19 protein-coding genes are annotated in these 21247 nt (G+C 68.1%); 14 read left to right on the forward strand and 5 right to left on the reverse strand.

Translation table 11 applies throughout. The features are described from left to right. Positions 1–28 precede the first annotated feature (28 nt). The 6 genes from ACQ450_RS08460 (at position 29) to ACQ450_RS08485 (ending at position 8775) form a co-directional block, all read left to right on the forward strand. A complete protein-coding gene (locus tag ACQ450_RS08460) occupies positions 29–1417 on the forward strand; it encodes a TIGR03013 family XrtA/PEP-CTERM system glycosyltransferase (RefSeq protein WP_431468930.1) in 1389 nt (462 codons plus the stop codon). Continuing rightward, positions 1417–3477: an XrtA/PEP-CTERM system histidine kinase PrsK gene (gene prsK / locus ACQ450_RS08465; protein ID WP_431468931.1), complete on the forward strand. Its 2061-nt coding sequence runs from the start codon at positions 1417–1419 to the stop codon at positions 3475–3477. The genes ACQ450_RS08460 and prsK overlap by 1 nt, the downstream gene beginning before the upstream one ends. Continuing rightward, positions 3474–4832, forward strand: coding sequence for a PEP-CTERM-box response regulator transcription factor (prsR, locus tag ACQ450_RS08470; protein ID WP_431468932.1), 1359 nt, complete (start codon positions 3474–3476; stop codon positions 4830–4832). The genes prsK and prsR overlap by 4 nt, the downstream gene beginning before the upstream one ends. Continuing rightward, positions 4816–6801, forward strand: a complete 1986-nt coding sequence (locus ACQ450_RS08475; RefSeq protein WP_431468933.1) for a tetratricopeptide repeat protein — start codon at positions 4816–4818, stop codon at positions 6799–6801. The genes prsR and ACQ450_RS08475 overlap by 17 nt, the downstream gene beginning before the upstream one ends. 76 nt (positions 6802–6877) lie before the next feature. After that, positions 6878–7693 (forward strand): ATP-binding protein, encoded by an 816-nt coding sequence (locus ACQ450_RS08480; protein WP_431468934.1) that lies wholly within the window; start codon positions 6878–6880, stop codon positions 7691–7693. Between the two features lie 68 nt (positions 7694–7761). Further along, entirely contained in the window at positions 7762–8775 is a 1014-nt protein-coding gene (locus tag ACQ450_RS08485) for a sensor histidine kinase (protein ID WP_431468935.1), read from the forward strand. A gap of 39 nt (positions 8776–8814) precedes the next feature. On the opposite strand, the gene ACQ450_RS08490 is transcribed toward ACQ450_RS08485, so the two are convergent. Together ACQ450_RS08490 and ACQ450_RS08495 are read right to left on the reverse strand one after the other, a co-directional pair. Then, complete coding sequence (locus ACQ450_RS08490) at positions 8815–9171, reverse strand: YMGG-like glycine zipper-containing protein (protein WP_188056198.1); 357 nt, start codon at positions 9169–9171, stop codon at positions 8815–8817. Between the two features lie 74 nt (positions 9172–9245). Beyond that, positions 9246–11039 (reverse strand): ABC-F family ATP-binding cassette domain-containing protein, encoded by a 1794-nt coding sequence (locus ACQ450_RS08495; protein WP_431468936.1) that lies wholly within the window; start codon positions 11037–11039, stop codon positions 9246–9248. Positions 11040–11139: 100 nt separating this feature from the next. Between ACQ450_RS08495 and ACQ450_RS08500 the strand changes: the two genes are divergently transcribed. From ACQ450_RS08500 to arsB, 6 genes are all read left to right on the forward strand, one after another. Further along, complete coding sequence (locus tag ACQ450_RS08500) at positions 11140–11472, forward strand: hypothetical protein (RefSeq protein WP_431468937.1); 333 nt, start codon at positions 11140–11142, stop codon at positions 11470–11472. 31 nt (positions 11473–11503) lie between these two features. Further along, positions 11504–12175: a response regulator gene (locus ACQ450_RS08505; protein WP_431468938.1), complete on the forward strand. Its 672-nt coding sequence runs from the start codon at positions 11504–11506 to the stop codon at positions 12173–12175. 214 nt (positions 12176–12389) lie between these two features. Further along, complete coding sequence (locus tag ACQ450_RS08510; RefSeq protein ID WP_431471190.1) at positions 12390–13697, forward strand: ATP-binding protein; 1308 nt, start codon at positions 12390–12392, stop codon at positions 13695–13697. A 120-nt stretch (positions 13698–13817) separates the two neighbouring features. Beyond that, a complete protein-coding gene (locus ACQ450_RS08515) occupies positions 13818–14147 on the forward strand; it encodes an ArsR/SmtB family transcription factor (protein WP_188056202.1) in 330 nt (109 codons plus the stop codon). 14 nt (positions 14148–14161) lie between these two features. Beyond that, positions 14162–14590 (forward strand): arsenate reductase (glutaredoxin), encoded by a 429-nt coding sequence (gene arsC / locus ACQ450_RS08520; RefSeq protein ID WP_431468939.1) that lies wholly within the window; start codon positions 14162–14164, stop codon positions 14588–14590. A gap of 14 nt (positions 14591–14604) precedes the next feature. Further along, a complete protein-coding gene (gene arsB, locus ACQ450_RS08525; protein WP_431468940.1) occupies positions 14605–15675 on the forward strand; it encodes an ACR3 family arsenite efflux transporter in 1071 nt (356 codons plus the stop codon). A gap of 9 nt (positions 15676–15684) precedes the next feature. Here the strand turns inward: arsB and ACQ450_RS08530 are convergent, their stop codons facing one another. Next, complete coding sequence (locus ACQ450_RS08530; RefSeq protein ID WP_431468941.1) at positions 15685–16683, reverse strand: LLM class flavin-dependent oxidoreductase; 999 nt, start codon at positions 16681–16683, stop codon at positions 15685–15687. A 42-nt stretch (positions 16684–16725) separates the two neighbouring features. Next, positions 16726–19086 (reverse strand): S8 family peptidase, encoded by a 2361-nt coding sequence (locus ACQ450_RS08535; RefSeq protein ID WP_431468942.1) that lies wholly within the window; start codon positions 19084–19086, stop codon positions 16726–16728. A gap of 115 nt (positions 19087–19201) precedes the next feature. Between ACQ450_RS08535 and ACQ450_RS08540 the strand changes: the two genes are divergently transcribed. Both ACQ450_RS08540 and dapD read left to right on the forward strand, forming a co-directional pair. Then, positions 19202–19873 (forward strand): pyrimidine 5'-nucleotidase, encoded by a 672-nt coding sequence (locus ACQ450_RS08540; protein WP_431468943.1) that lies wholly within the window; start codon positions 19202–19204, stop codon positions 19871–19873. Next, positions 19870–20694 (forward strand): 2,3,4,5-tetrahydropyridine-2,6-dicarboxylate N-succinyltransferase, encoded by an 825-nt coding sequence (gene dapD, locus ACQ450_RS08545; RefSeq protein ID WP_431468944.1) that lies wholly within the window; start codon positions 19870–19872, stop codon positions 20692–20694. Before ACQ450_RS08540 ends, dapD begins: the two co-directional genes overlap by 4 nt. A 42-nt stretch (positions 20695–20736) precedes the next feature. On the opposite strand, the gene ACQ450_RS08550 is transcribed toward dapD, so the two are convergent. After that, the gene (locus ACQ450_RS08550) at positions 20737–21048 is read right to left on the reverse strand and encodes a YdeI/OmpD-associated family protein (RefSeq protein ID WP_431468945.1); all 312 of its coding nucleotides are present in this window, start codon (positions 21046–21048) and stop codon (positions 20737–20739) included. Positions 21049–21247 lie beyond the last annotated feature (199 nt).

Genomic DNA, 21247 nt, shown 5'->3' on the forward strand with positions numbered 1-21247 from the left:
CACTTGGACCCAAGGGCGAGCGGCCGCAGTGATCCGCCTTTTCAAACACTATGTTCCCAATGCCGTGCTGCTGCTCGGCCTGCTGGACATCGTGCTGCTCGTCGTTGCGGCCGAGCTGGGCTGGATCGTCCGCGCCCAGCAGATCGGCATGCTCACCCAGCCGGTCTACACGCGCCTTCCCCAGCTCGCGAGCTTTGCCGCATCGCTCGAACTCGCGATGATCGCGGTCGGCGTCTATGGGCCCGATGCGCTCCAGTCGCTGCGCTACGCCACCGCCCGGCTGATCGTCGCGGTGTCGCTGGGCGTGATCTTCCTGAGCGTCATCTTCTTTCTCGTCCCGGCGCTCACCTTCTGGCGTTCGAACCTGCTCTTCGCGATGGGCTTCGCGATCGTGCTGCTCATCCTGCTGCGCATCCTGCTCGGCTCGACACTGGGCAGCCAGGCATTCAAGCGGCGCGTGGTCGTGCTCGGCGCGGGGCCGCGCGCGGCGCGGCTCAAGGCTCTGTCGAAGACGCCCGGATCCGGCTTCGTCATCGTCGGCTATGTTGCGATGACCGACGCCAATCGCGTGATCCCCGAAGCGATCGCGCGCGACGCCATCTACAACCTTGCCGACCATGTCGTGCTGCTCAATGCGAGCGAAGTGGTGCTCGCGCTCGAGGAGCGCCGCAACGCGCTGCCGCTCAAGGATCTGCTGCGGATCAAGACCACCGGCGTCCACGTCAACGACACCTCGACCTTCCTCGAGCGCGAGACCGGTCGGGTCGATCTCGACAGCGTCAATCCCAGCTGGCTGATCTTCTCGGACGGATTCTCCTCGGGGCGGATGCTCTCGGGCGTGTTCAAGCGCATGTTCGACATCGCTGCCAGCCTCGTGCTGCTCGCACTGACCCTGCCGCTCATCCTGCTGACAGCGCTGCTCATCCGGATCGACAGCAAGGGCCCTGCCTTCTACCGCCAGCGGCGCGTCGGCCTTTATGGCGAGGGCTTCGACATCATCAAGCTGCGCTCGATGCGAGTCGATGCCGAAGTGGCGGGTACCGCCGTCTGGGCCGAAAAGGACGATCCGCGCATCACGCGAATCGGCCGGGTCATCCGCAAGCTGCGCATCGACGAGCTGCCGCAGTGCTGGAGCGTGCTCAAGGGCGAGATGAGCTTCGTCGGCCCGCGCCCGGAAAGGCCGCAGTTCGTCGACGATCTCGAACAGAAGCTGCCCTATTACGCCGAGCGCCACATGGTGAAGCCGGGCATCACCGGCTGGGCGCAGATCAACTATCCCTATGGCGCTTCGATCGAGGATGCGCGCCAGAAGCTTGAATATGACCTCTTCTACGCGAAGAACTACTCGCCTTTCCTCGACCTGCTGATCCTGCTCCAGACGCTGCGCGTCGTGCTGTTCCCCGACGGTGCCCGCTGATGGCAGGAGCGCTCATCCTGTGGACCCACGCACTTGCGGCGCTTCTCTTCGGCGCCGTTGCGCTCTGGGCGTTCCGCAGCCGCGAGGAACAGGTGCCGCGGCTGCCGCTCACCGTCGCGTTGACCGCGACGGCGCTCTGGGCGCTCGCCGTCGCCGGCATCGGCAGCGACGATCTGGTGACGGTGCTCGCCGAGCTGCTGCGCAACCTCGCCTGGTTCGGCTTCATGGTCGTTCTGCATCGGCGCGACGGCAGCGTTCGCCCGCCCTTCGCGCTCGCCACCGTCTATGGAGTCGTGGGGCTGGTGGCGCTCGGTTCGGCGGGGCTGCAGATGCTCGGCAGCGCCGCTCCGGCGGATCGCGCCGCCGATTTCGCCGACGCCGCGTTGCTGCTTCAGATGCTCGTCACGGTCGCGGCGCTGCTGCTCGTGCAGGCGCTGCACACCGCGGTCGCGCCCGGCGCCGGCGCAGGGCTCCGTTGGATCGTCCTCGCGCTTGGCGGGCTTTGGCTCACCGATCTCAACATCTTCACCGTCGGCTATCTGACCGGCGAGCTCGCGCCCGAGCTGTTCGTGCTGCGCGGGGTCGCCATGGCGCTGGTCGCCGCCGGCATCGGCGCGGGGCTGCACCACAAGGGCGACTGGTCGATGCAGGTATCGCGCACCGTCGCCTATCAATCGCTCTCGCTCGTGGGCATCGCCGCCTATGTCGCCCTGCTCGCGCTCGCCACCAGTGCGCTGGCGACGGTGGGCGGCGAGAACGCCCGCGTGCTCCAGACGGCATTCGTCTTCGGCTCGACCGCCGCGGTGCTGACGCTCGTCTCCTCGCCGTGGCTGCGCGCCTGGGCGAAAGTGAAGCTGGCCAAGCATTTCTTCCGCCACCGCTATGATTATCGCGCCGAATGGATCCGCTTCACCGAAACGCTGGGCCAGCCGGAAGGCGCGGCTCCGCTGGACGAGCGAATCGTGAAGGCGATCGCCGATCTGACCGATTCGCCGGCCGGGCTGCTGCTTGTCCCGGACGGCAGCGGCCTCGGCCCGGGCGCTGCCTGGAATTGGGGGCGCGACATGCTGCCGGCCGCCAGCGATGCGGCACTTGCCCGCCATCTCGCCCGCACCGGGCGGATCATCGAACTCGACGCGCTGCGCCAGAACGCTGCCGAAGGCGCCGATCTCGCCGCCGTGCCGCAATGGATGCTCGATCTTCAGAAGGCCTGGGTGCTGGTGCCGCTGCCGCATCTGGGGCAGCTCGCCGGTGCGATCCTGCTCGCGCGGCCGCCGCTGCCGCGCGCGCTCGATTGGGAGGATTTCGACCTGCTCAAGGTCGCCGGCCGTCAGGTCGCCAGCTATCTCGCCGAAGCGCGCGCGCAGGAAGCGCTCGCCGAGGCGCAGCGGTTCGATGAATTCAACCGCCGCTTCGCCTTCATCCTTCATGACATCAAGAATCTCGTGAGCCAGCTGACCCTCGTCGCCCGCAACGCCGAGCGCCACGCCGACAACCCCCAATTCCGCGCCGACATGGTCGTGACGCTGAAGGAATCGGTCGAACGCATGAACGCACTGCTCGCCCGCCTTTCGCAGCACCATCGCAGCCGCGCCGAAGCGCCCCATGCGGTCGAGGTCATGCCGCTGGTCGAGCGCCTTGCTGCGGCGCGCGCCAAGCAGCATCCGATCGCGGCCACCGGCACGCGCGCCGCCGTCGCCCACGCGGACCCCGCGCGGCTCGAGCAGCTGCTCGGCCATCTGATTCAGAACGCAGTCGATGCCAGCCCGCCGCACGAGCCGGTGACGCTCGATGTCGGCGCCGATGGGCTCCGCGTCACGATCGACGTGATCGACCGTGGCTGCGGCATGTCGCCCGGCTTCGTGCGCGACCGGCTGTTCAAGCCCTTCGTCTCCTCGAAGGAAGGCGGCTTCGGCATCGGCGCGTTCGAGGCGCTCCAGCTCGCGCAGGCAATGGGCGGCGGCATCGCGGTTACGTCGCGCGAAGGCAGCGGTAGCCGCTTTCGCGTGACGCTGAAGGCAGCGCACGCCGCCGATGTGGGAATGGGAGAAGCGGCATGACCGATCCTCGTCCCAAGCTGCTGATCGTCGAGGACGACGCCGGCCTCCAGCGTCAGCTGCGCTGGGCCTATGACGGCTATGAGGTGCTGGTCGCCGGCGACCGCGAGAGCGCGATCGCCCAGCTGCGCGCCGAAGAGCCGCCGGTCGTCACGCTCGATCTGGGTCTGCCGCCCGATCCGGACGGCACTTCGGAAGGCTTTGCGACGCTCGAGACGATTCTCAGCCTCAAGCCCGACACCAAGGTGATCGTCGCTTCCGGCCATGGCGCGCACGAAAGCATGCTGAAGGCGATCGCGCTGGGCGCCTGGGATTTCTACCAGAAGCCGATCGATATCGACGCGCTGGGCCTGATCGTCGCGCGTGCCGTTCACGTTCACGCGCTGGAAGCCGAGAACCGACGCCTCTCCGAGAAAGTGGAGGCCGGCGCGGTGCTGGGCGGCATGATCACCGGCAGCCCGGAAATGCTGAAGGTCACGCGTACCATCGAACGCGTCGCCGGCGCCGACGTCTCGGTGATGCTGCTCGGCGCCAGCGGCACCGGCAAGGAATTGCTCGCGCGCGGTCTCCACCAGGCGAGCCCCCGCAGAAAAGGCGCGTTCGTCGCGATCAACTGCGCCGCGATTCCCGAAACGCTGCTCGAAAGCGAGCTCTTCGGCCATGAGAAGGGCGCCTTCACCGGCGCGGTGAAGACCACCGAAGGCAAGATCGAGCAGGCGAACGGCGGCACGCTCTTCCTAGACGAAGTGGGCGACATTCCGTTGCCGCTCCAGGTCAAGCTGCTGCGTTTCCTGCAGGAGCGCGTGATCGAGCGGATCGGCGGGCGCAAGCCGATCCCGGTCGATACGCGCATCGTCTGCGCCACGCATCAGGACGTGGACGCGATGGTCGCCGACGGCCGCTTCCGCGAGGATCTTTATTATCGCCTCGCCGAAATCGTGGTGCGCATCCCCAGCCTGGCGGAGCGGCCGGGCGATGCCGGGCTGCTGGCGCGCCATTTCCTGCGCAAACATGCCGAGGCGATGAACACCGGCGTTCGCCAGTTCGCGCCCGACGCGCTGGCCGCGATCGACGCGTGGAACTGGCCCGGCAACGTCCGCGAGCTGGAGAATCGCATCAAGCGCGCGGTGATCATGGCCGACGGCAAGCACGTCACCGCCGCCGATCTCGATCTCAAGTCCGCGGATGCCGAGGCGCAGCCGATCAACCTGAAGGCTGCGCGGGAAATCGCCGACCGCAAGGCGATCCGCCACGCGCTGGCGCGCGCCGAGGGCAATATCTCCGGCACCGCACGGCTGCTCGGCATCAGCCGTCCCACGCTCTACGATCTGATGAAGGCCTATGACCTCCAGCCGTAAGCGGCGCCGCCGCCTGCCCCTCCGTCGCTTTGCCGTGATCGGCGCGGGGCTCGCCGTCTGTGCGCTTGCCCTCTATCTGTTCTGGGGGGTGACGCCGGCGCGCAGCGATCCCGCCGCCGCGCGCGCGGCGCTGGCGAAGAGCCAGCAGTTCCTGCGCGATCATAATTCCACCGCTGCGCGATCACAGGCGCTGGAGGCGGTGCGCAACGATCCGCGCTGGGGCTCCGCGCACGCGATGCTCGCGCGAACGATGCTGGAGCACGACGACGGCATCGGCGCCGAAGGCGAACTCAATCGCGCCATCGCCACCGGCTATGATCCCAAGCGCATTCCCCATCTCATGGCGCACGCGCTGCTGTTGCAGGGGGATCTCGATCGCGCGCTTCAGACGGTGGAACAGACTCATGCCGATGACCGGCTCCACGGTCTGCGGGTGCGGGCGCGCATTCTCACTAGCCAGGGCGAGTTCGGAGCGGCGCGCGAGGCACTGCGCGAGGCGCTGCGGCTGGCGCCGCGGGACGCCGCAATCGTTGCCGATATCGGGCGTTTCCGCGCCACCGCCGGTGACCTGCTTGGCGCGATCGAGGCGAGCGAGCGTGCAGTGGCGCTCGATCCGGGCAACACCGACGCGCTGGTGCTGCGCGGCGAGCTGGTGCGCAGCCAATATGGTCTTGTCGCGGCGCTTCCCTGGTTCGAAGCGGCGCTGAAGCGCGATCCCTGGCACCATGACGCGCTGATCGAATATGCCGCCACGCTGGGCGATGCGGGCCGCACCGTCGATATGCTCGCCGCCACGCGGCGCGCGCTTCAGGCGCGACCCGGCAGCCCGCAGGCCCATTATCTCCAGGCCGTGCTCGCCGCGCGCGCAGGCGATCCGGACCTCGCCCGCAGGCTGCTGGCGCGCACCGGCGGCGCACTCGCGAATCTGCCCGGCGCGGTGCTCCTCAACGGGGCGCTCCAGCTCGAAGCGGGCGCCGATCGCCAGGCGATCGAGGCGCTGCGCCAGCTCGTCGCGATGCAGCCGATGAATATTACCGCGCGCAAGCTGCTCGCGGTCGGGCTGCTGCGCACCGATGCCGCGCGCGACGCGCTCGACGTCCTGGCCCCGGTGGTGCTGCGCGGCGACGCGGACAGCTATGCGCTGACGCTCGTCGCGCGGGGGCTGGAGCGCATCGGCGACCGCGAGAACGCCGCGCTGTTCCTCGACCGCGCCGCCTATCCGGCACGGCTCGGGTCGACCTCGTTCAGCGCCGACGACAGCATCGCCGTGCTTGCCGCGCCCGCCAGCGCCAACCCCGGAGACCCCGCCGCCGTCATTCCGCTGATGCGCGCGCTGATCGATGCCGGCAAACCCGGGCAGGCGCTGGACCGTGCCCGCGAGATGGCACGCGACAATCGCGGCGTGCCGGGCGCGCACATTCTAGTCGGAGACATGCTGATGCTGCTCGAGCGCCCCCGGGAGGCGGCGCAGGCGTTCGAGCGCGCCGCGGCGATCCGCTTCGACGAACCCACGATGCTTCGACTGGTGGAGGCCGAAGAGGCCGCGGGCGACCGGCGCGCGGCTGCGCGTGCCGTCGCGCTGTTCCTGTCGCAGAACCCTGGCAACCTCGCCGCGCTCCGCCTCACCGGCCATTGGCAGATCGCTGCGCAGGAATATCAGGCGGCGATCGACACGCTGGAGTTGCTCCGCGCGAGCGTCGGCGAGCGTGACGCGGCGCTCGGCGCCGAACTGGCGATGGCTTACGCCGGGGCGAACGAACTGGAAGCGGCCCGCGAGGCGGCGGAAAGCGCCTATTCGATCGCGCCGTCGAATCCCGCCGCCGCCCACGCCTATGGCTGGGTGCTCTATCGCGAAGGCGATCTGGAAGGCGCCGAGGAACTGTTGGTGAAGGCGGCCAAGCTCGCGCCGGGCCACCCGGGAATCCGCGAGCATCTGGCGCGCGTGCGGGCAGAGCGCGGCACCGCCTGATCGTCCGCTCCATCGCCGCACGGGGCGATCGCATGGGCGCTTGGGGAGCACCGGCTCCTCGCCTATAGCCTCCGGCATGACCGACCCGCTCGCCCGCATCGCCGACGCGCTCGATCGAATCGCGCCTCCACCGCCGGCGGCGGCCGATCCGCTCGCCCACCGGGCCTATGTGTGGCGCGGGGAGACGCTGGTGGCAGCGCGGGAGTTCGATCCGCTTCCGCTCGATCATTTGCGCGGGATCGATGCGCAGCGCGAGGCACTCGTCGCCAATCTCGCGCGGCTTGCGGAGGGCCACGCCGCGCAGGACGTATTGCTCTGGGGCGCCCGGGGCACGGGCAAGTCCGCGCTCGTGAAAAGCAGCGTGGCCGCGGTTCAGGCGAAAGGTGGCGCGCTTGCCTTGGTCGAGGCCGTCACCAGCGGCCTCGACACGCTGCCGGCGCTGTTCGCGCTGCTCGCACCCGTGCCGCGCCGGTTCGCCGTGTTCGTCGACGATCTGGGCTTCGATGCCGCCGCCGATGGGCGCGCGCTGCGCTCGCTGCTCGAGGGCGGCGCCGAGGCGCGCCCCGCCAATGTGCGCCTTCTGGTCACGTCCAATCGACGTCATCTGGTGCCGCGCGATCTCGCCGAGCAGGAAAGCGCGATCAATCCACGCGACAGCATCGACGACAATCTCGCGCTTGCGGATCGTTTCGGGCTCAGCCTGGGTTTCCATGCGATCGATCAGGACACCTATCTCGAGATCGTCCGTGGCTATGCCGATGCGCATGGACTCGCCTTCGATCCGACCGACGCGATCGGCTGGGCCACTCGACGCGGCAGTCGCTCGGGCCGGGTGGCGTGGCACTATGTGGTCGAGCTTGCCGGCCGCGCAGGCAAGTCGTTCGAAAACTGACTGATCCAGATCAGATTGCTCCCGCGACGTGCTTGACTTCGGCGGGGTTCTGCTCTGTCGTTCCGGCGATGGCACGAATTGGCGAGCTAGACCTTCCTGACCGGCTCGCACCCGCAGTGCCGCGTCTGATGACTCAGATCGGCTTTGCCCTTCTGTGCTCCGGCGCCACGACGATGGTGCGGGCGCTGGTGGATGTAGTCGCCACTTCGGCGGGGCCGTTCGCGCTCGGCTATCCCGCGGTGCTGATCGCCACCTTGTTCGGCCGATCGACCGCCGGTGTGCTGACCGCGATCATCGTGCTTTTCTACTCCTGGTTCTTTATCCTGCCGGAGTTCGGATCCTTCGCCTTCGCCGAGCCGGCGGACTGGGCGCGGCTGCTCGTCAACGCATGCGCCTATGGCTTGGTCGTCGCCGTGGCGGAGCTGTTTCGCCGCGCGGTGCGGCGCGCTTCGGCCGAGCGCGACCGCGAAGTCGCCGAGCGCGACCTGTTCCTCCAGGAGTTCGATCATCGGGTGAAGAACAATTTCGCCCTGGTCGCGAGCCTGCTCGACCTGCAGCGCCGCCGCGCTGCCGAAGCCGCAACGGTGGAAGCGCTCGGCGATGCGCTTTCCCGCGTCGAGAGCATCGCGCGGGCGCACCGCCACCTCTATCGCGGCGGCAGCACGGTGGGCGAAGTGGACATCGCCGCCTATCTGCGCGAACTCTGCGCGGCGCTTTCGGACTCGCTGTTTCTGCGCACCAGCATCACGCTGCTGTGCGACTCCGATCATGCGCAGATCGCCCGCGATCGCGCCGTATCGATCGGGCTGGTGGTGAACGAACTCGTGACGAACGCAGTCAAGCATGCCTTCGCCGGGCGCGAGGCGGGCGAGATTCGAGTCGAATTCCGACGGCACGATGGAGGCTATCTGCTCACCGTGCGCGATGACGGGATCGGCATGAACGAAGATACGCCGGTCGCCGACCGGCAGAGCGGCCTCGGTCAGCGGCTGATCGACGCGTTCGCGCGACAGGCCGGAGGCACGCTTTCGCGCGACACCGGCCCGTCGGGAACGACGTTCAGGCTCGAACTGGAGCCGTGAAGCGGCAGGTGCGTGTCGCACCCGCCACTTCGCATCCGCTTACTGGCAGGCGAGATCGGTGCGATCGATCGCGCGGCCCGCCGCCGCACCGGCGGCACCGCCGATCAGCGCGCCGACCGTCTTGGAACCGCCCGGCGCGATCAGATTGCCGAGCAGCGCGCCGGCACCCGCACCGACCAGCGTCCCGGTCGTGCCGTTCTCGCGACGGCAGTAATAATTGCCCTGGGCGTCCCGATAGATGACGGTGTCGTCGGAAATCTGGTCGGGGCCGGGATTGTAGACGCGGCCGCCGCTGCCGAGCGCGCCCTGGGGCCCGAACACGCCATTGTCGGCACAGCCCGCGAGCGGGAGCGACATGGCCGAGAGCGCGGCCGCGGCAACGAGAGACTTACGCATGGGGAACCTCCAACGGTGGTGAATTGCCCTCCCTCAACCGCTGGGGCGCGATTCTGTTTCCATCGCGAAATTGGTCAGCCGAGCGCTTCGACAGCTTCGGCGAGTTCGAGCCACCGTAGCTCCGCCGCCTCCTTCTCCTCGCGCGCCGCGGCGATCGCCTTGCCAAGGTTCTCGAATTTCGCTGGATCGCGGGTGTAGAGATCGGGATCGGCAAGCGCCGCCTCGTCGCGCGCGATCGCCGCATCCAGCTCCTCGATCCGGTCCGGCAGGCGATCGAAATCGCGCTGGTCCTTGTAGCTGAGCTTGGCCGCCTTCGGCTTCGGCGGCTCGGGCGCGCGGTCCGTCGGCTTCGCCACTGCCTTTTTCTCGGCGCGCGGCCGCCGCTTGGCCTCCCAATCGGCATAGCCGCCGACGATCGCGTCGACGTCACCCGATCCGTCGAGGCCCAGCGTTACCGTCACCGTCCGGTCGAGGAAGTCGCGATCGTGGCTGACGATCAGCACCGTCCCCTCATAGTCGGCGATCACTTCCTGGAGCAGGTCCAGCGTCTCGAGGTCGAGGTCGTTGGTCGGCTCGTCGAGCACCAGCAGATTGCTCCGCCGCGCGAATTCGCGCGCCAGAAGCAGCCGCGAACGTTCGCCGCCAGACAGAGTCGCGATCTTCGCCTCGGCAATGGCGGGGTCGAAGAGGAATTCCTTGAGATAGCCGTGGACGTGCTTCTTCACGCCCAGCACCTCGATCCAGTCGCCGCCCTCCGCCAGCACTTCCCGCACTGTCTTGTCGGGCTTCATGAGGCTGCGCTGCTGGTCGATCACGATCCCGTCGAGCGTCTTGGCGCGTCGCACGATGCCCTCGTCGGGCTCGATCTCGCCGGTGAGCAGCTTGAGCAAGGTCGACTTGCCCGCGCCATTCGCGCCGACGATGCCGATCCGGTCGCCGCGGGTGATGCGGAAGCTGAAATCGCGAAGGATCGTCCGCGCCTCGGCACCTTCGCCGAATCGCTTGGTGACATTCTCGACGTCGATCACCACTTTCGTCTGCACATCATCGGCACCGGTAGCGAGCTTGGCGGCACCTTCCGGCCCCACCATTGCTGCGCGGGTCGCGCGCATCTCCTTGAGCTTCTCGAGCCGCCCCTGATTGCGGCGGCGGCGGCCGGTTACGCCGCGCTGGAGCCAATGCTCCTCCAGCTTCAGCTTGGCGTCCAGCCGCGCCGCGTTGCGCTCTTCCTCGGCATAGACCTGCTCGGTCCACGCATCGAACCCGCCGAAGCCGATCTCCGCGCGGCGGATCGAGCCGCGGTCGAGCCACAGCGTCGAGCGCGTCAGGCGCGTGAGAAAGGTCCGGTCGTGGCTGATCACCACGAACGCGCCGGAGAAGCGCTTGAGCCAGTCCTCGAGCCACTCGATCGCGGCGAGATCAAGGTGATTAGTCGGCTCGTCGAGCAACAATATGTCGGGCTCCTGCGCCAGCGCACGTGCGATCGCGGCGCGCCGCCGTTCGCCGCCGCTCGCAGTCGCCGCCTCGCGCGTCAGGTCGATGCCCAGCTGGTCGGCGATCGCCTCGGCCGCGTAGTGCGGCGGGGCGTCGTCGCCGCGCAGCACGAAATCGAGCAATGTCGCGCACCCGTCGACCTTCGGATCCTGCTCGAGCAGCACCACCTTGGTGCCGGGCACGATCGTCCGCCGCCCCTCGTCGGCTTCGATCCGCCCGCCGAGCAGCTTGAGCAGCGTCGTCTTGCCCGCGCCGTTGCGGCCGATCAGCGCCAGCCGGTCGCGCGCGCCGATATAGATGTCGAGGCCGCGGAAGAGCCAGCCGGCGCCCTGGACCAGGCCCAGGCCTTCATATGCGAGTAGGGGTGCTGCCATGATCGGCGCGAGGTAGGCGCAAGCCTCGCGCGGAGCAAGCTGGACGGCGGAAAACAGGCCATTCACAGGCTGTTCAACGCAGCGACCCTATGCCATGCCGATGTCGATGGTCGCGAAGATATGCGTCTGGTGCGTGGTGGCTGCTGCCGGGATCGGCGGCATCGATACCGCTCGCGCCAGGATCGCCCCCCTGCAGGGCATGCAGGACGCCTCGCAGGCGCGCGCCACGGTGCGCCAGGAACGCGGCCAGAACCTTCCCGCGCGGGAAATCGAACGGCGGATCGTGCCGCGGATGCGCGGCGCGCAATATCTCGGCTTCGACTATGATCCCGAAACGAACATTTACACGCTCAAATTCCTGCGCGATGGATCGGTGATCTGGGTGGACGTCGACGGCCGCAGCGGCCGTGTCGTCCGCCAGACCGGCAATTGATCGCCCCGCCACGGCAGTACGAGGAACAGACATGCGCCTATTGATCGTAGAGGATGAACCCACTCTGGGTCAGCAGCTGCGCAATGCGCTCGAGGGCGCCGGCTATGCGGTCGATCTGGCCACCGACGGCGAGGAGGGCCATTTCCTCGGATCGACCGAAAGCTACGACGCAGTCATCCTCGACCTCGGCCTGCCCGAAGTCGACGGGCTGACGGTGCTCGATCGCTGGCGCAAGGAAGGCAAGACCACGCCCGTGCTGGTGCTCACCGCACGCGACAGCTGGTCGGACAAGGTGGCCGGGCTCGACGCCGGTGCCGACGATTATGTCGCCAAGCCGTTCCAGACCGAGGAACTGATCGCGCGGCTGCGCGCGCTCATCCGCCGCGCCTCGGGCAATGCCTCGGCCGAGCTCACCGCCGGCGATATCCGCCTCGACACGCGCTCGGGCAAGGTCACCAAGGCGGGCGAGCCGGTGAAGCTCACCGCCCAGGAATATAAGCTGCTCAGCTATCTGCTCCACCACAAGGGCAAGGTGGTGAGCCGCACCGAACTGATCGAGCACATCTACGATCAGGACTTCGATCGCGATTCGAACACGATCGAAGTGTTCGTCACGCGGATCCGCAAGAAACTGGGCGCCGACACCATCACCACGATCCGCGGCCTCGGCTACAGCCTGGAGGAGCCGGAAACGGCTTCGTGACCGGGCACGGCTCGCCTCTGCTCCGGCGGCGCTGATCATGGCGGACGCCGGCACGCCTCCGGCACCGAACGGTTTGCGGCGCCGGTTCGCCAGCGCACGCGCCCTGTTGTCGTCGCGCTGGTCGCGGCGACAGCCCGGCCTCGCACCCAGTGTCGATATCGAGGCGCCCCCGCCCCGTGCCTATGTCCGCGTGACCGGCTCGGTCAGCCGGCGCATGATCGTCGTTGCCAGCGCCTGGATCATCGTGCTGCTGGCGGGCGGCGGCTTCGCGCTCGATCGCGTCCTCACCTCGGCTGTGACGCGCAATTTCGACGAACAGCTCGAATTCCTGCTCTCGTCGATGATCGCGTCGGCCGAACTGGGGCCGGGCGGCGAAGTGCTTCTCAATCGCGAGCTGGCCGACCAGCGGTTCCTCGAGCCCTTCTCCGGCGCCTATTGGCAGATCAGCGGCGACGGCTACGAGACCTTTCCCTCGCGCTCGCTCTGGGATTACCGCCTGTCCACCGGACGCGCGCACGACGATATGGACGTCCACATCTATGACAGCGTTCAGTTCGACGAGGAGCTGCGGATCGCCGAGCGGGACCTGACGCTCCCCGGATCGGAGGTTCGCTGGCGCTTCCAGGTAGCGCAGAATCGCAATTCGCTCGATGCGCAGATCGCCGATTTCCGCAGCACGCTGCTGGTCAGCTTCCTCATCCTCGGCTTTGGCCTCATCATCATGGTGGGGCTGCAGACCTGGGTCGGGCTTCAGCCGCTGCGCAAGGTGCGAGTCGAGATCGCCCGGATGCGCGCCGGCGAATCGAGCCGGATCGATGCGCCGATGCCCTCCGAAGTCGCGCCGATGGTCGAGGAGCTGAACGCGCTCGTCGAGCACAACGAGCGCCAGGCCGAAGAGGCACGCCGCCATGCCGGCAACCTCGCCCACGCGCTAAAGACCCCGCTCAGCGTCATCATGAACGCCGCCGCCGCCGGGCAGCCCGATCTGGCCCAGGCGGTGATCCGCGAGGCGCGGACGATGCGCCGCCAGATCGATCATCATCTCGCCCGCGCCCGCGCGGTAGGCCGCCGCGGCAGCGCCCATAGCCGCGCCGAGATCTGGCCCGCGATCGAAGCCGTCGAGCGTGCGGTTTCGCGGCTCTATCCGAACGTCCGGATCGACATCGACGGGCGGAAGGATCTCGTCGCCCACATCGAGCGGCAGGATTTCGACGAAATGCTCGGCAATCTCGTCGAGAATGCCGCGAAATATGGCGGCGGCAGCGTCTTCGTCACTGCCGGCGCACAGGCGGGTTTCGTTGAAATCCTCGTCGAGGACGACGGCAGCGGAATTCCGCAGGCCGACCGTCTGCGCATCTTCGATCGCGGCGTGCGGCTCGACAGCGGCAAGCCTGGCACCGGCCTCGGCCTCGCCATCGTTCGAGACGTCGCCGAGATCTACGACGGCACCGTCAGCCTTGAGGAAAGCGAGGATCTGGGCGGCCTGCTCGTGCGGCTCAGGCTCCCGGCGGCTTCGAGCTAGAGGAGCCCAGCGGCACGCCGGCCCCCAAGGGCCGCGCCACCAGTCCAGCTCCCGCTCAATGCATCGGCAAATACCGATGCGTCTTGACTCATAATGATCCCATCGGCTATTCCCGATACGATGAAGGATCAGGACGCTCTCGCCGCGCTGGCAGCGCTCGCGCATCCCACGCGGCTGCTGTCGTTTCGCCTGCTCGTCCGCAACGAGCCTGAGGGGCTGACCACCGGCCAATTGGTTGAGGTGACCGGCCTCAGCCAGAGCACCCTGTCGACGCACCTCGCGATTCTGGTGAAGGCGGGGCTGGTCCAATCGGAGAAGCGCGGCCGGCATTTCCTCCAGCGCGCACGGATCGATGCGCTTCGCGCGCTCATGGTCTTTCTCGCCCGGGATTGCTGCGAAGGGCGCGCCGATCTTTGCGAGCCGCTGATGGCGGAGCTCGCCCGGTGTTGAGGGAGGAACCGGAGATGCCAATCGATGTCATCGTCTATCACAATCCCGAATGCGGCACGTCGCGCAACGTGCTGGCGATGATCCGCAACGCCGGCATCGAGCCGCACGTCGTGGAATATCTGAAGACGCCACCGTCGCGCGCGCTGCTCGAAAATCTGATCGAGCGGGCCGGCCTCACTCCGCGCGAACTCCTGCGCCGGAAGGGCACGCCCTATGCCGAATTGGGTCTCGACGATCCTGCGCTTGCGGATGCGCACCTGATCGCCGCAATGCTGGAACAGCCGATCCTCATCAACCGGCCACTGGTTGTCTCTCCGCTGGGGGTGAAGCTGTGCCGCCCCTCCGAGGAAGTGCTCGACCTCCTGCCGGTGCCGCAACAGGGCGCGTTCGCCAAGGAAGATGGCGCGCAGGTGATCGACGGCGAAGGGCGGCGAATCCGGTGAAAGGACGTTCCGAAATGGCGCAGCTTGCGGCTACCGACCTGTCCAGATCCGCGCCGCTAGGACGCGTCGAGCGCCTGCTCTCGCTGTGGGTCGCGCTGGCCATTGCCGCGGGAATCGCGCTCGGCGTGCTTGCGCCGGCCGCGGTCCGGTTGCTCGCCGACCTGGAAATCGCATCGGTGAATCTGGTCGTGGCCGTGCTGGTCTGGGCGATGATCTTCCCGATGATGGTCGCCGTGGACTTCGCCAGCGTGCGCGACATCGGCCGCAAGCCGAAGGGACTGGTGATAACGCTGGCGGTCAACTGGCTCGTCAAGCCGTTCACCATGGCGGCACTCGCCGTGCTCTTCTTCGATCATGTCTATGCCGGTTTCATCGGCGCGGGCGAGGCGGACCAGTATATCGCGGGGCTGATTCTGCTTGGGGCGGCGCCGTGCACGGCAATGGTATTCGTGTGGTCGCAGCTGACCAGAGGCGATCCGGCCTACACGCTGGTGCAGGTTTCGGTGAACGATCTGGTCATGATCGTCGCCTTCGCACCGATCGTCGCCCTGCTCCTGGGGGTGACCGAGATCGCGGTTCCGTGGGAGACATTGCTGCTTTCGGTCGCGCTCTATGTCGTGGTCCCGCTGGCGGCGGGGGCGGTCGTGCGGACGCTTCTGCTCTCCACGCACGGCGGTGACGCAGCGGCAGTCGAAACTTTCCTCGCGCGGCTAAAGCCGGTGTCGATCATCGGCCTGCTCGCCACCGTCGTGCTGCTGTTCGCCTTTCAGGCAACGACGATCCTAGGCAATCCGCTGCTGATCCTGCTGATCGCGATTCCGATCCTCATCCAGTCCTACGGCATTTTCGCACTCGCCTATTTCGCAGCCAAGGCATGGCGTGTGCCGCATGCCATCGCCGCGCCCTGCGCACTGATCGGCACGTCGAACTTCTTCGAGCTCGCAGTGGCGGTGGCGATCGGCCTGTTCGGCCTGTCGAGCGGAGCGGCGCTGGCAACTGTCGTCGGGGTGCTGGTCGAAGTGCCGGTGATGCTCTCGCTGGTCGCCTATGCGAACCGCACGCGCGGGAGCTTTCCGGCAAACTGACGTCCGCCGCTACGCTGCCACTGGCCCGGCCATCGCTTCCGCCGCGATGCTCAAGCTCTTCTTGCGTGCTTCGTGGTCGTAGATCGAACTCACCAGCATCACTTCGTCGACGCGCGTGCGCTCGACGAATTTCGCCAGCTCGCGCGCCACGATATCGCGGGTGCCGGTCGCCGAACAGCCGAGCACATGATCGAGCACTGCCTGCCCCTGCCCGCCCAGGCTCTCGCGAAAACCGGGGACCGGCGGCGGCAGCGGAATCCCCTTGCCGGTGGTGCGGATCGCGACGAACGCCTGTTGCGCGGAAGTTGCCAGCAGCTCGGCCTCCTCCTGCGTCTCGGCGGCGAACACGTTGAACCCGGCCATCGCATGCGGCTTGTCGAGCACCGCCGAGGGGCGGAAATTGCGCCGATAGACGTCGAGCGCCTCGTCGAGCAGGGCCGGCGCGAAATGCGACGCAAAGGCATAGGGGAGCCCAAGCGCCGCCGCCAGCTGAGCCCCGAACAGGCTCGATCCCAGGATCCACAGCTCGGGCTTCGCGCCCGCCCCGGGCGTCGCGCGGATGCCGGTCTGCCCGTCGTCGGCAAAATAGCTCTGCAGTTCGAGCACGTCCTGCGGAAAGGCGTTCGGATCGCTTTCCAGCGTGCGGCGCAGCGCCCGCGCGACCGTCTGGTCCGATCCGGGAGCGCGGCCCAGCCCCAGGTCGATGCGGCCGGGGAACAGCGCATCGAGCGTGCCGAACTGTTCTGCGATCACCAGCGGCGCATGATTGGGCAGCATGATGCCGCCCGCGCCGATGCGGATCGTTTCCGTCGCCTGGCCGACATGCGCCAGCACCACCGAGGTCGCGGCACTGGCGATGCCCTCCATGCCGTGGTGCTCCGCGACCCAATAGCGCGTGTACCCCTCCGCCTCGACATGGCGTGCCAGATCGGCGGCATTGGCGAGTGACTGTCGAACATTCCCGCCCCGGGTCACCGGGACGAGATCGAGAAGCGAATAGCGTGTCATTCGGAATAGATGGGGCGCCGCCGGGCGCCCCGCCACCCCGGGTCAGAAGTCGAAGTTCAACCGAACCGCCGCGCCGATATCGTCGGGCGCATCGGCGAAATTGCCCGGATCGCGCCGCAGGAACAGGTTGGTGCTGATGTCGCCGCCCCGGATCGGTGCCATATAGCGCAGCTCGAAATCGCGCTCGCGCCCCTCGGGCGTGAGGTTCATCCGCTGATCGCCCCAGGCGCTGACACTTTCGGTGGCATAGTCCCAGCCCTGCGGCAGCCGCAGGTCGAGCCCGCCCGTTTCGACGCGCAGCGGCTGCGACACACGCACCCCGATGCTGTCGCGCCGGCCGAACACCCCCGTCTTGCCGATATCGGCCGAGAAGCCGCTCGTTTGCAGCGTGCCGCTCCCCTCCAGGCCGCCGCGCAGCTGCGCCGTGGTCCAGCCGCGCCGCCACGATCCGCCGAGCGTCCACCCTTCGGCGGAGCGCCAGCGCAGTGCTGCGTCGACGAAGGTCGTGTCCGCCCGCGCCGCGCCCAGCGCGCCGGTGAAGCGGGCGCCGAGCAGCGTGTCCTCCTCGCTGAGCCGGGTCGCACTCAGCCCCGCACGCAGGTCGCCGAAGCGCCGGTCGACGCCCAGCGTCAGTCGGTTGTAGCCGTTGCGCTGATAGCGGCGCTGCACGGCGACGAGAGTCGATTCCTGCCGCGAGAGCACCTCGCCGGTCTCGGTCGCAACCGTCACGCCCCAGCCGCCGAACGTGCGGCGCAGCGCGAAGGCCCCGGTCACGTCGCTTTCGAAGCCCGCGCTGGTCGTCGGATCGCGTGCGATCAGGAACGCCGGTTCGGCGCGGCCCGCCAGCCGCCCGGCGAGCGCGCCGCCGCTTTCGGAGGCGCCGATCGCGAACTGCGTTTCGCTGCCCAGCCGGCCGGTGACCGAGGCGGCGATCGCTCGCGCCTGCTGCGCGTCCGGCTCGCCGATCGCCAGCCGCTCGATCCGCAGCGTGTCGCGCCCCGGCGCCAGCGTGACGGCGACAGACAGGTCGCGATAGCCCACGGCAAAGCTCTGCTGCCGCGTCGCCAGCGTGCGGCGCAGCTGCGAATCGGGACGGTAGCGGCGGATCGTGTCGGCCAGTTCCATCGCAAAGGCCCGGTCGAAGCCGTCGAGCACGACTGCGCCGAGCGAGGCCTGCTGCGCGTCGCCCATCGGCGCGGAAAGCTCGGCGTTGACGGTGCGCGATGCGACCTGCCCCGATCCCGCTACCGCCGTCTGCCCGACCGGTTGAAAGGCGCGGGTGAGATCGAGGATGCCGCGTCCGTAGATCGGATCGGTGCCCGGCGCCCCGGCATCGCGCGCCGTGGCATAGAGCAGCGCCACGATGTCCGCGCCGGTCAGGTTGGGGAATGCCTGGGCGAGCAGCGCGACCGCGCCCGAGATCTGCGGCGCCGAAAAGGACGTGCCGGACCAGAGATAGGGTGTGCCGTCCGCGCCCGGCGCGCGCACGCGCTCGCCGACCGCCGCCAGGTAGAAATCCGCCGAGGTGCCGGCCCGGTTGCTGAAATCGGAGATCAGATCGTTGGTGCCGACGGAACCCGCGATAATGATGATCCCGCGCGAGATGCTCGGCTCGGTCGCCGGATCGGTGAATTCGTTCGGGTTGACGGCCTCCGGATTCTCCGAGACCGGACCGTCGTTTCCGGCAGAGATCACCACCACGACTCCTGCGGCCGTGGCGCGCGCCAGTGCCTGCCGAACGCTCGACCCGGCGGGGCCGCCGCCCAGCGAGATGTTGATCACGCGCGCGCCATTCTGAGTCGCGATGTCGATCCCTTGGGCGATCGCCGAATCGGGGTGGCGGCAACCGCTCAACTCGTCGTCGGGATCGTCGTTGGCGCAGCTTCCGGGCGAATCGGAGCGGATGACGATCAGCTCCGCGTCAAATGCGACGCCGTGCGTCCCGACGCCATTGCGCCGCCCAGCCACTGTGAAGGCAACTGCGGTGCCATGGCCGTCCTCGTCGTCGATCGTCCGGCTGCCTGCGGTATCCGCCGACACGCCGAGGATGCGGCCGCCGAATTCCTCGCTCTCGAGATCGATGCCGCTATCGATCACGCCGACCCGGACGCTGCTGCCGGTTGCGCCGGTCTGATAGGCAGTCAGCGCATTCATCGAGACCGGACCGATCGAGGCGCGATATTCGGCCGTGTCATAGGCGCCGGGCGGCGGCGCCGGTGCGGGAGCCGGCGCGGGCACCGGAGCAGGTGTCGGCGAAGGCGTGGGAGTCGGCGCCGGTGCGGCGGGCGGTGGGGGCGTGTACCCCGTGCCGCCGCCACCGCCGCCGCCCGAACAGGCCGCCAGCAACACAATTCCCCCGAGCGCCGCCGATTGCAGCAGGCGCGAACGCAGCTTTGCATTCATGAGTGACGACCCCGTTGTCGGTCCAATCAGCAGTAACCCTTATGTTTCCGAAGGTTAACAGGGGATGTCAGGCGCGGTTGCGATATATACTGCCCCGGCCTAGACCGCCGCACCAATGCTTGCCGAGCTTCGCCACGTCCGCAACTGGGTCTTTGACCTGGACAATACGCTATATCCGGCGAGCGCAAACCTCTTTGCGCACGTCGACCGGCGCATGCGCGACTATGTCGCCCGACTGATCGGGTGCGGCCCCGAGGAAGCGCACCGCATCCAGAAACATTATTTCTTCGCGCACGGCACCACCCTCTCCGGGCTGATGGCCGAGCATGGCGTCGACCCGCACGATTTCCTCGACTATGTCCACGACATCGAGATGGAGGCGCTCGAGCGCAACGAGCCGCTTGCCGCCGCTATCGCCCGGCTGCCCGGCCGCAAGCTCGTCTTCACCAACGGCGACGCGCCCTATGCCGCGCGCGTGCTCGAACGGCTGGGCCTCTCCGAAAGCTTCGAGGCAGTGCATGACATCCATGCCACTGCCTATCGTCCCAAGCCCGATCCGACTGCCTATCGCGGTTTGTGCGACGCCTATGACCTCGCGCCCGAGGCCTCGCTGTTCGTCGAGGACATGGCGCGCAACCTCAAGCCCGCCAAGGCGATCGGCATGACGACGGTGTGGGTGAACAACGGCTCGGAGCAGCCGCCCGACTGCACCGACCGGACCTTCATCGACTATACCACCGACGACATCGCGCAGTGGCTGCACGACATTCTGGAGACCGATACATGACCGCAGATCTCGCCCCTCAGATCGACGCCGCGTGGGAAGACCGCGCCTCGCTTGGCCTTCACACCGAAGGCGCCGTGCGCGAAGCGGTGGCCGAGGCGCTCCTCCTGCTCGATCGTGGCGAAGCACGGGTGGCCGAGCCCGACGGCGCGGGCGGCTGGCGCGTCAACCAGTGGCTCAAGAAAGCGGTCCTCCTCTCGTTCCGGCTCAACGATAATGCAGTGATCCCGGGCCCGGGCGTCACCAACTGGTTCGACAAGGTGCCGTCGAAATTCTCCAACTGGGGCGAGGAAGCGTTCCGCACCGCCGGCTTCCGCGCGGTGCCGGGCGCGATCGTCCGCCACGGCAGCTTCGTCGGCAAGGGCGCGGTGCTGATGCCCAGCTTCGTCAACATCGGCGCCTATGTCGGCGAAGGGACGATGGTCGACACCTGGGCCACCGTCGGCAGCTGCGCCCAGATCGGAAAGAATGTTCACCTCTCCGGGGGCGCAGGCATCGGCGGCGTGCTCGAGCCGCTTCAGGCCGATCCGGTGATCATCGGCGACGGCGCCTTCATCGGCGCGCGCAGCGAAGTCGCCGAGGGCGTGCGCGTCGGCGAGGGCGCGGTGCTCTCGATGGGCGTCTATCTCGGCGCGAGCACCAAGATCGTCGATCGCGCCACGGGCGAGGTGTTCCGCGGCGAAGTGCCGCCCTATTCGGTGGTCGTTCCGGGCACGATGGGCGGCGGCGAGGGCAAGCCGAGCCTCTACTGCGCCGTCATCGTCAAGCGAGTCGACGAGCAGACGCGCAGCAAGACGAGCATCAACGAGCTGCTGCGCGACTAGGCCGCAGCCGGGACGAAGGAAGCGCGACTGGCCCTCGCCGGCCTAGGCGTCGCGCTTCTTGCCGTCGATCAACACCGCCTGCTGCCAGCGGCCCGGCGCCTTGTCGGTTCGATGGATGCATCCGGCCCAGCAGCAGGGACGCTTCTTTCCCTCGAGGAGCTCCTCGCGCGTCCGTTCGATGCGGCGCGCGCGCGTTGCCGGCCGCTTCGCATCCTCGATCCAGCAGATGAACTCGTTGCGCCCGAGCGGCGTCAGCGACTCCCACAGCGCCAGCAGCTTCGGGTTTTCCGCCAACGCCAGTTGAAGATCTTCGGGCGCCCGATGGACGGTGCCGTGCGAAAAGGCGCTCGCCACAAGATTCTCCCGTTGCCGATCGAGCCGCCGCCGACGGCAGCCTGCGCGCCCGGGCGGCCAATGTCCACCGCCGTGCCTGCGCGGCCCGTACGGTCGAATGGAACCACTCGCCGTGTGAAACCGTAGCTCCCCGCGTCAGCCGGAGGAAGAGCATTGGCCGATCAGCAGGAAAAGCAGGACCAAGATCAGGGAAATGGAG

This window comes from Sphingosinithalassobacter sp. LHW66-3 (assembly GCF_050703275.1).
GTDB lineage: Bacteria > Pseudomonadota > Alphaproteobacteria > Sphingomonadales > Sphingomonadaceae > Sphingomonas.

Excerpts from the sequence above, each read along its gene's own strand:
- ACQ450_RS08540 (WP_431468943.1), top strand. The coding sequence starts at position 19,202 with ATGCTTGCCGAGCTTCGCCACGTCCGCAACTGGGTCTTTGACCTGGAC.
- ACQ450_RS08500 (WP_431468937.1), top strand. The coding sequence starts at position 11,140 with ATGTCGATGGTCGCGAAGATATGCGTCTGGTGCGTGGTGGCTGCTGCC.
- ACQ450_RS08480 (WP_431468934.1), top strand. The coding sequence starts at position 6,878 with ATGACCGACCCGCTCGCCCGCATCGCCGACGCGCTCGATCGAATCGCG.
- ACQ450_RS08475 (WP_431468933.1), top strand. The coding sequence starts at position 4,816 with ATGACCTCCAGCCGTAAGCGGCGCCGCCGCCTGCCCCTCCGTCGCTTT.
- ACQ450_RS08505 (WP_431468938.1), top strand. The coding sequence starts at position 11,504 with ATGCGCCTATTGATCGTAGAGGATGAACCCACTCTGGGTCAGCAGCTG.
- dapD (WP_431468944.1), top strand. The coding sequence starts at position 19,870 with ATGACCGCAGATCTCGCCCCTCAGATCGACGCCGCGTGGGAAGACCGC.
- ACQ450_RS08530 (WP_431468941.1), bottom strand. The coding sequence starts at position 16,683 with ATGACACGCTATTCGCTTCTCGATCTCGTCCCGGTGACCCGGGGCGGG.
- ACQ450_RS08515 (WP_188056202.1), top strand. The coding sequence starts at position 13,818 with ATGAAGGATCAGGACGCTCTCGCCGCGCTGGCAGCGCTCGCGCATCCC.
- ACQ450_RS08490 (WP_188056198.1), bottom strand. The coding sequence starts at position 9,171 with ATGCGTAAGTCTCTCGTTGCCGCGGCCGCGCTCTCGGCCATGTCGCTC.
- ACQ450_RS08510 (WP_431471190.1), top strand. The coding sequence starts at position 12,390 with ATGATCGTCGTTGCCAGCGCCTGGATCATCGTGCTGCTGGCGGGCGGC.
- arsC (WP_431468939.1), top strand. The coding sequence starts at position 14,162 with ATGCCAATCGATGTCATCGTCTATCACAATCCCGAATGCGGCACGTCG.
- arsB (WP_431468940.1), top strand. The coding sequence starts at position 14,605 with ATGGCGCAGCTTGCGGCTACCGACCTGTCCAGATCCGCGCCGCTAGGA.
- prsR (WP_431468932.1), top strand. The coding sequence starts at position 3,474 with ATGACCGATCCTCGTCCCAAGCTGCTGATCGTCGAGGACGACGCCGGC.
- ACQ450_RS08535 (WP_431468942.1), bottom strand. The coding sequence starts at position 19,086 with ATGAATGCAAAGCTGCGTTCGCGCCTGCTGCAATCGGCGGCGCTCGGG.
- prsK (WP_431468931.1), top strand. The coding sequence starts at position 1,417 with ATGGCAGGAGCGCTCATCCTGTGGACCCACGCACTTGCGGCGCTTCTC.
- ACQ450_RS08495 (WP_431468936.1), bottom strand. The coding sequence starts at position 11,039 with ATGGCAGCACCCCTACTCGCATATGAAGGCCTGGGCCTGGTCCAGGGC.
- ACQ450_RS08485 (WP_431468935.1), top strand. The coding sequence starts at position 7,762 with ATGGCACGAATTGGCGAGCTAGACCTTCCTGACCGGCTCGCACCCGCA.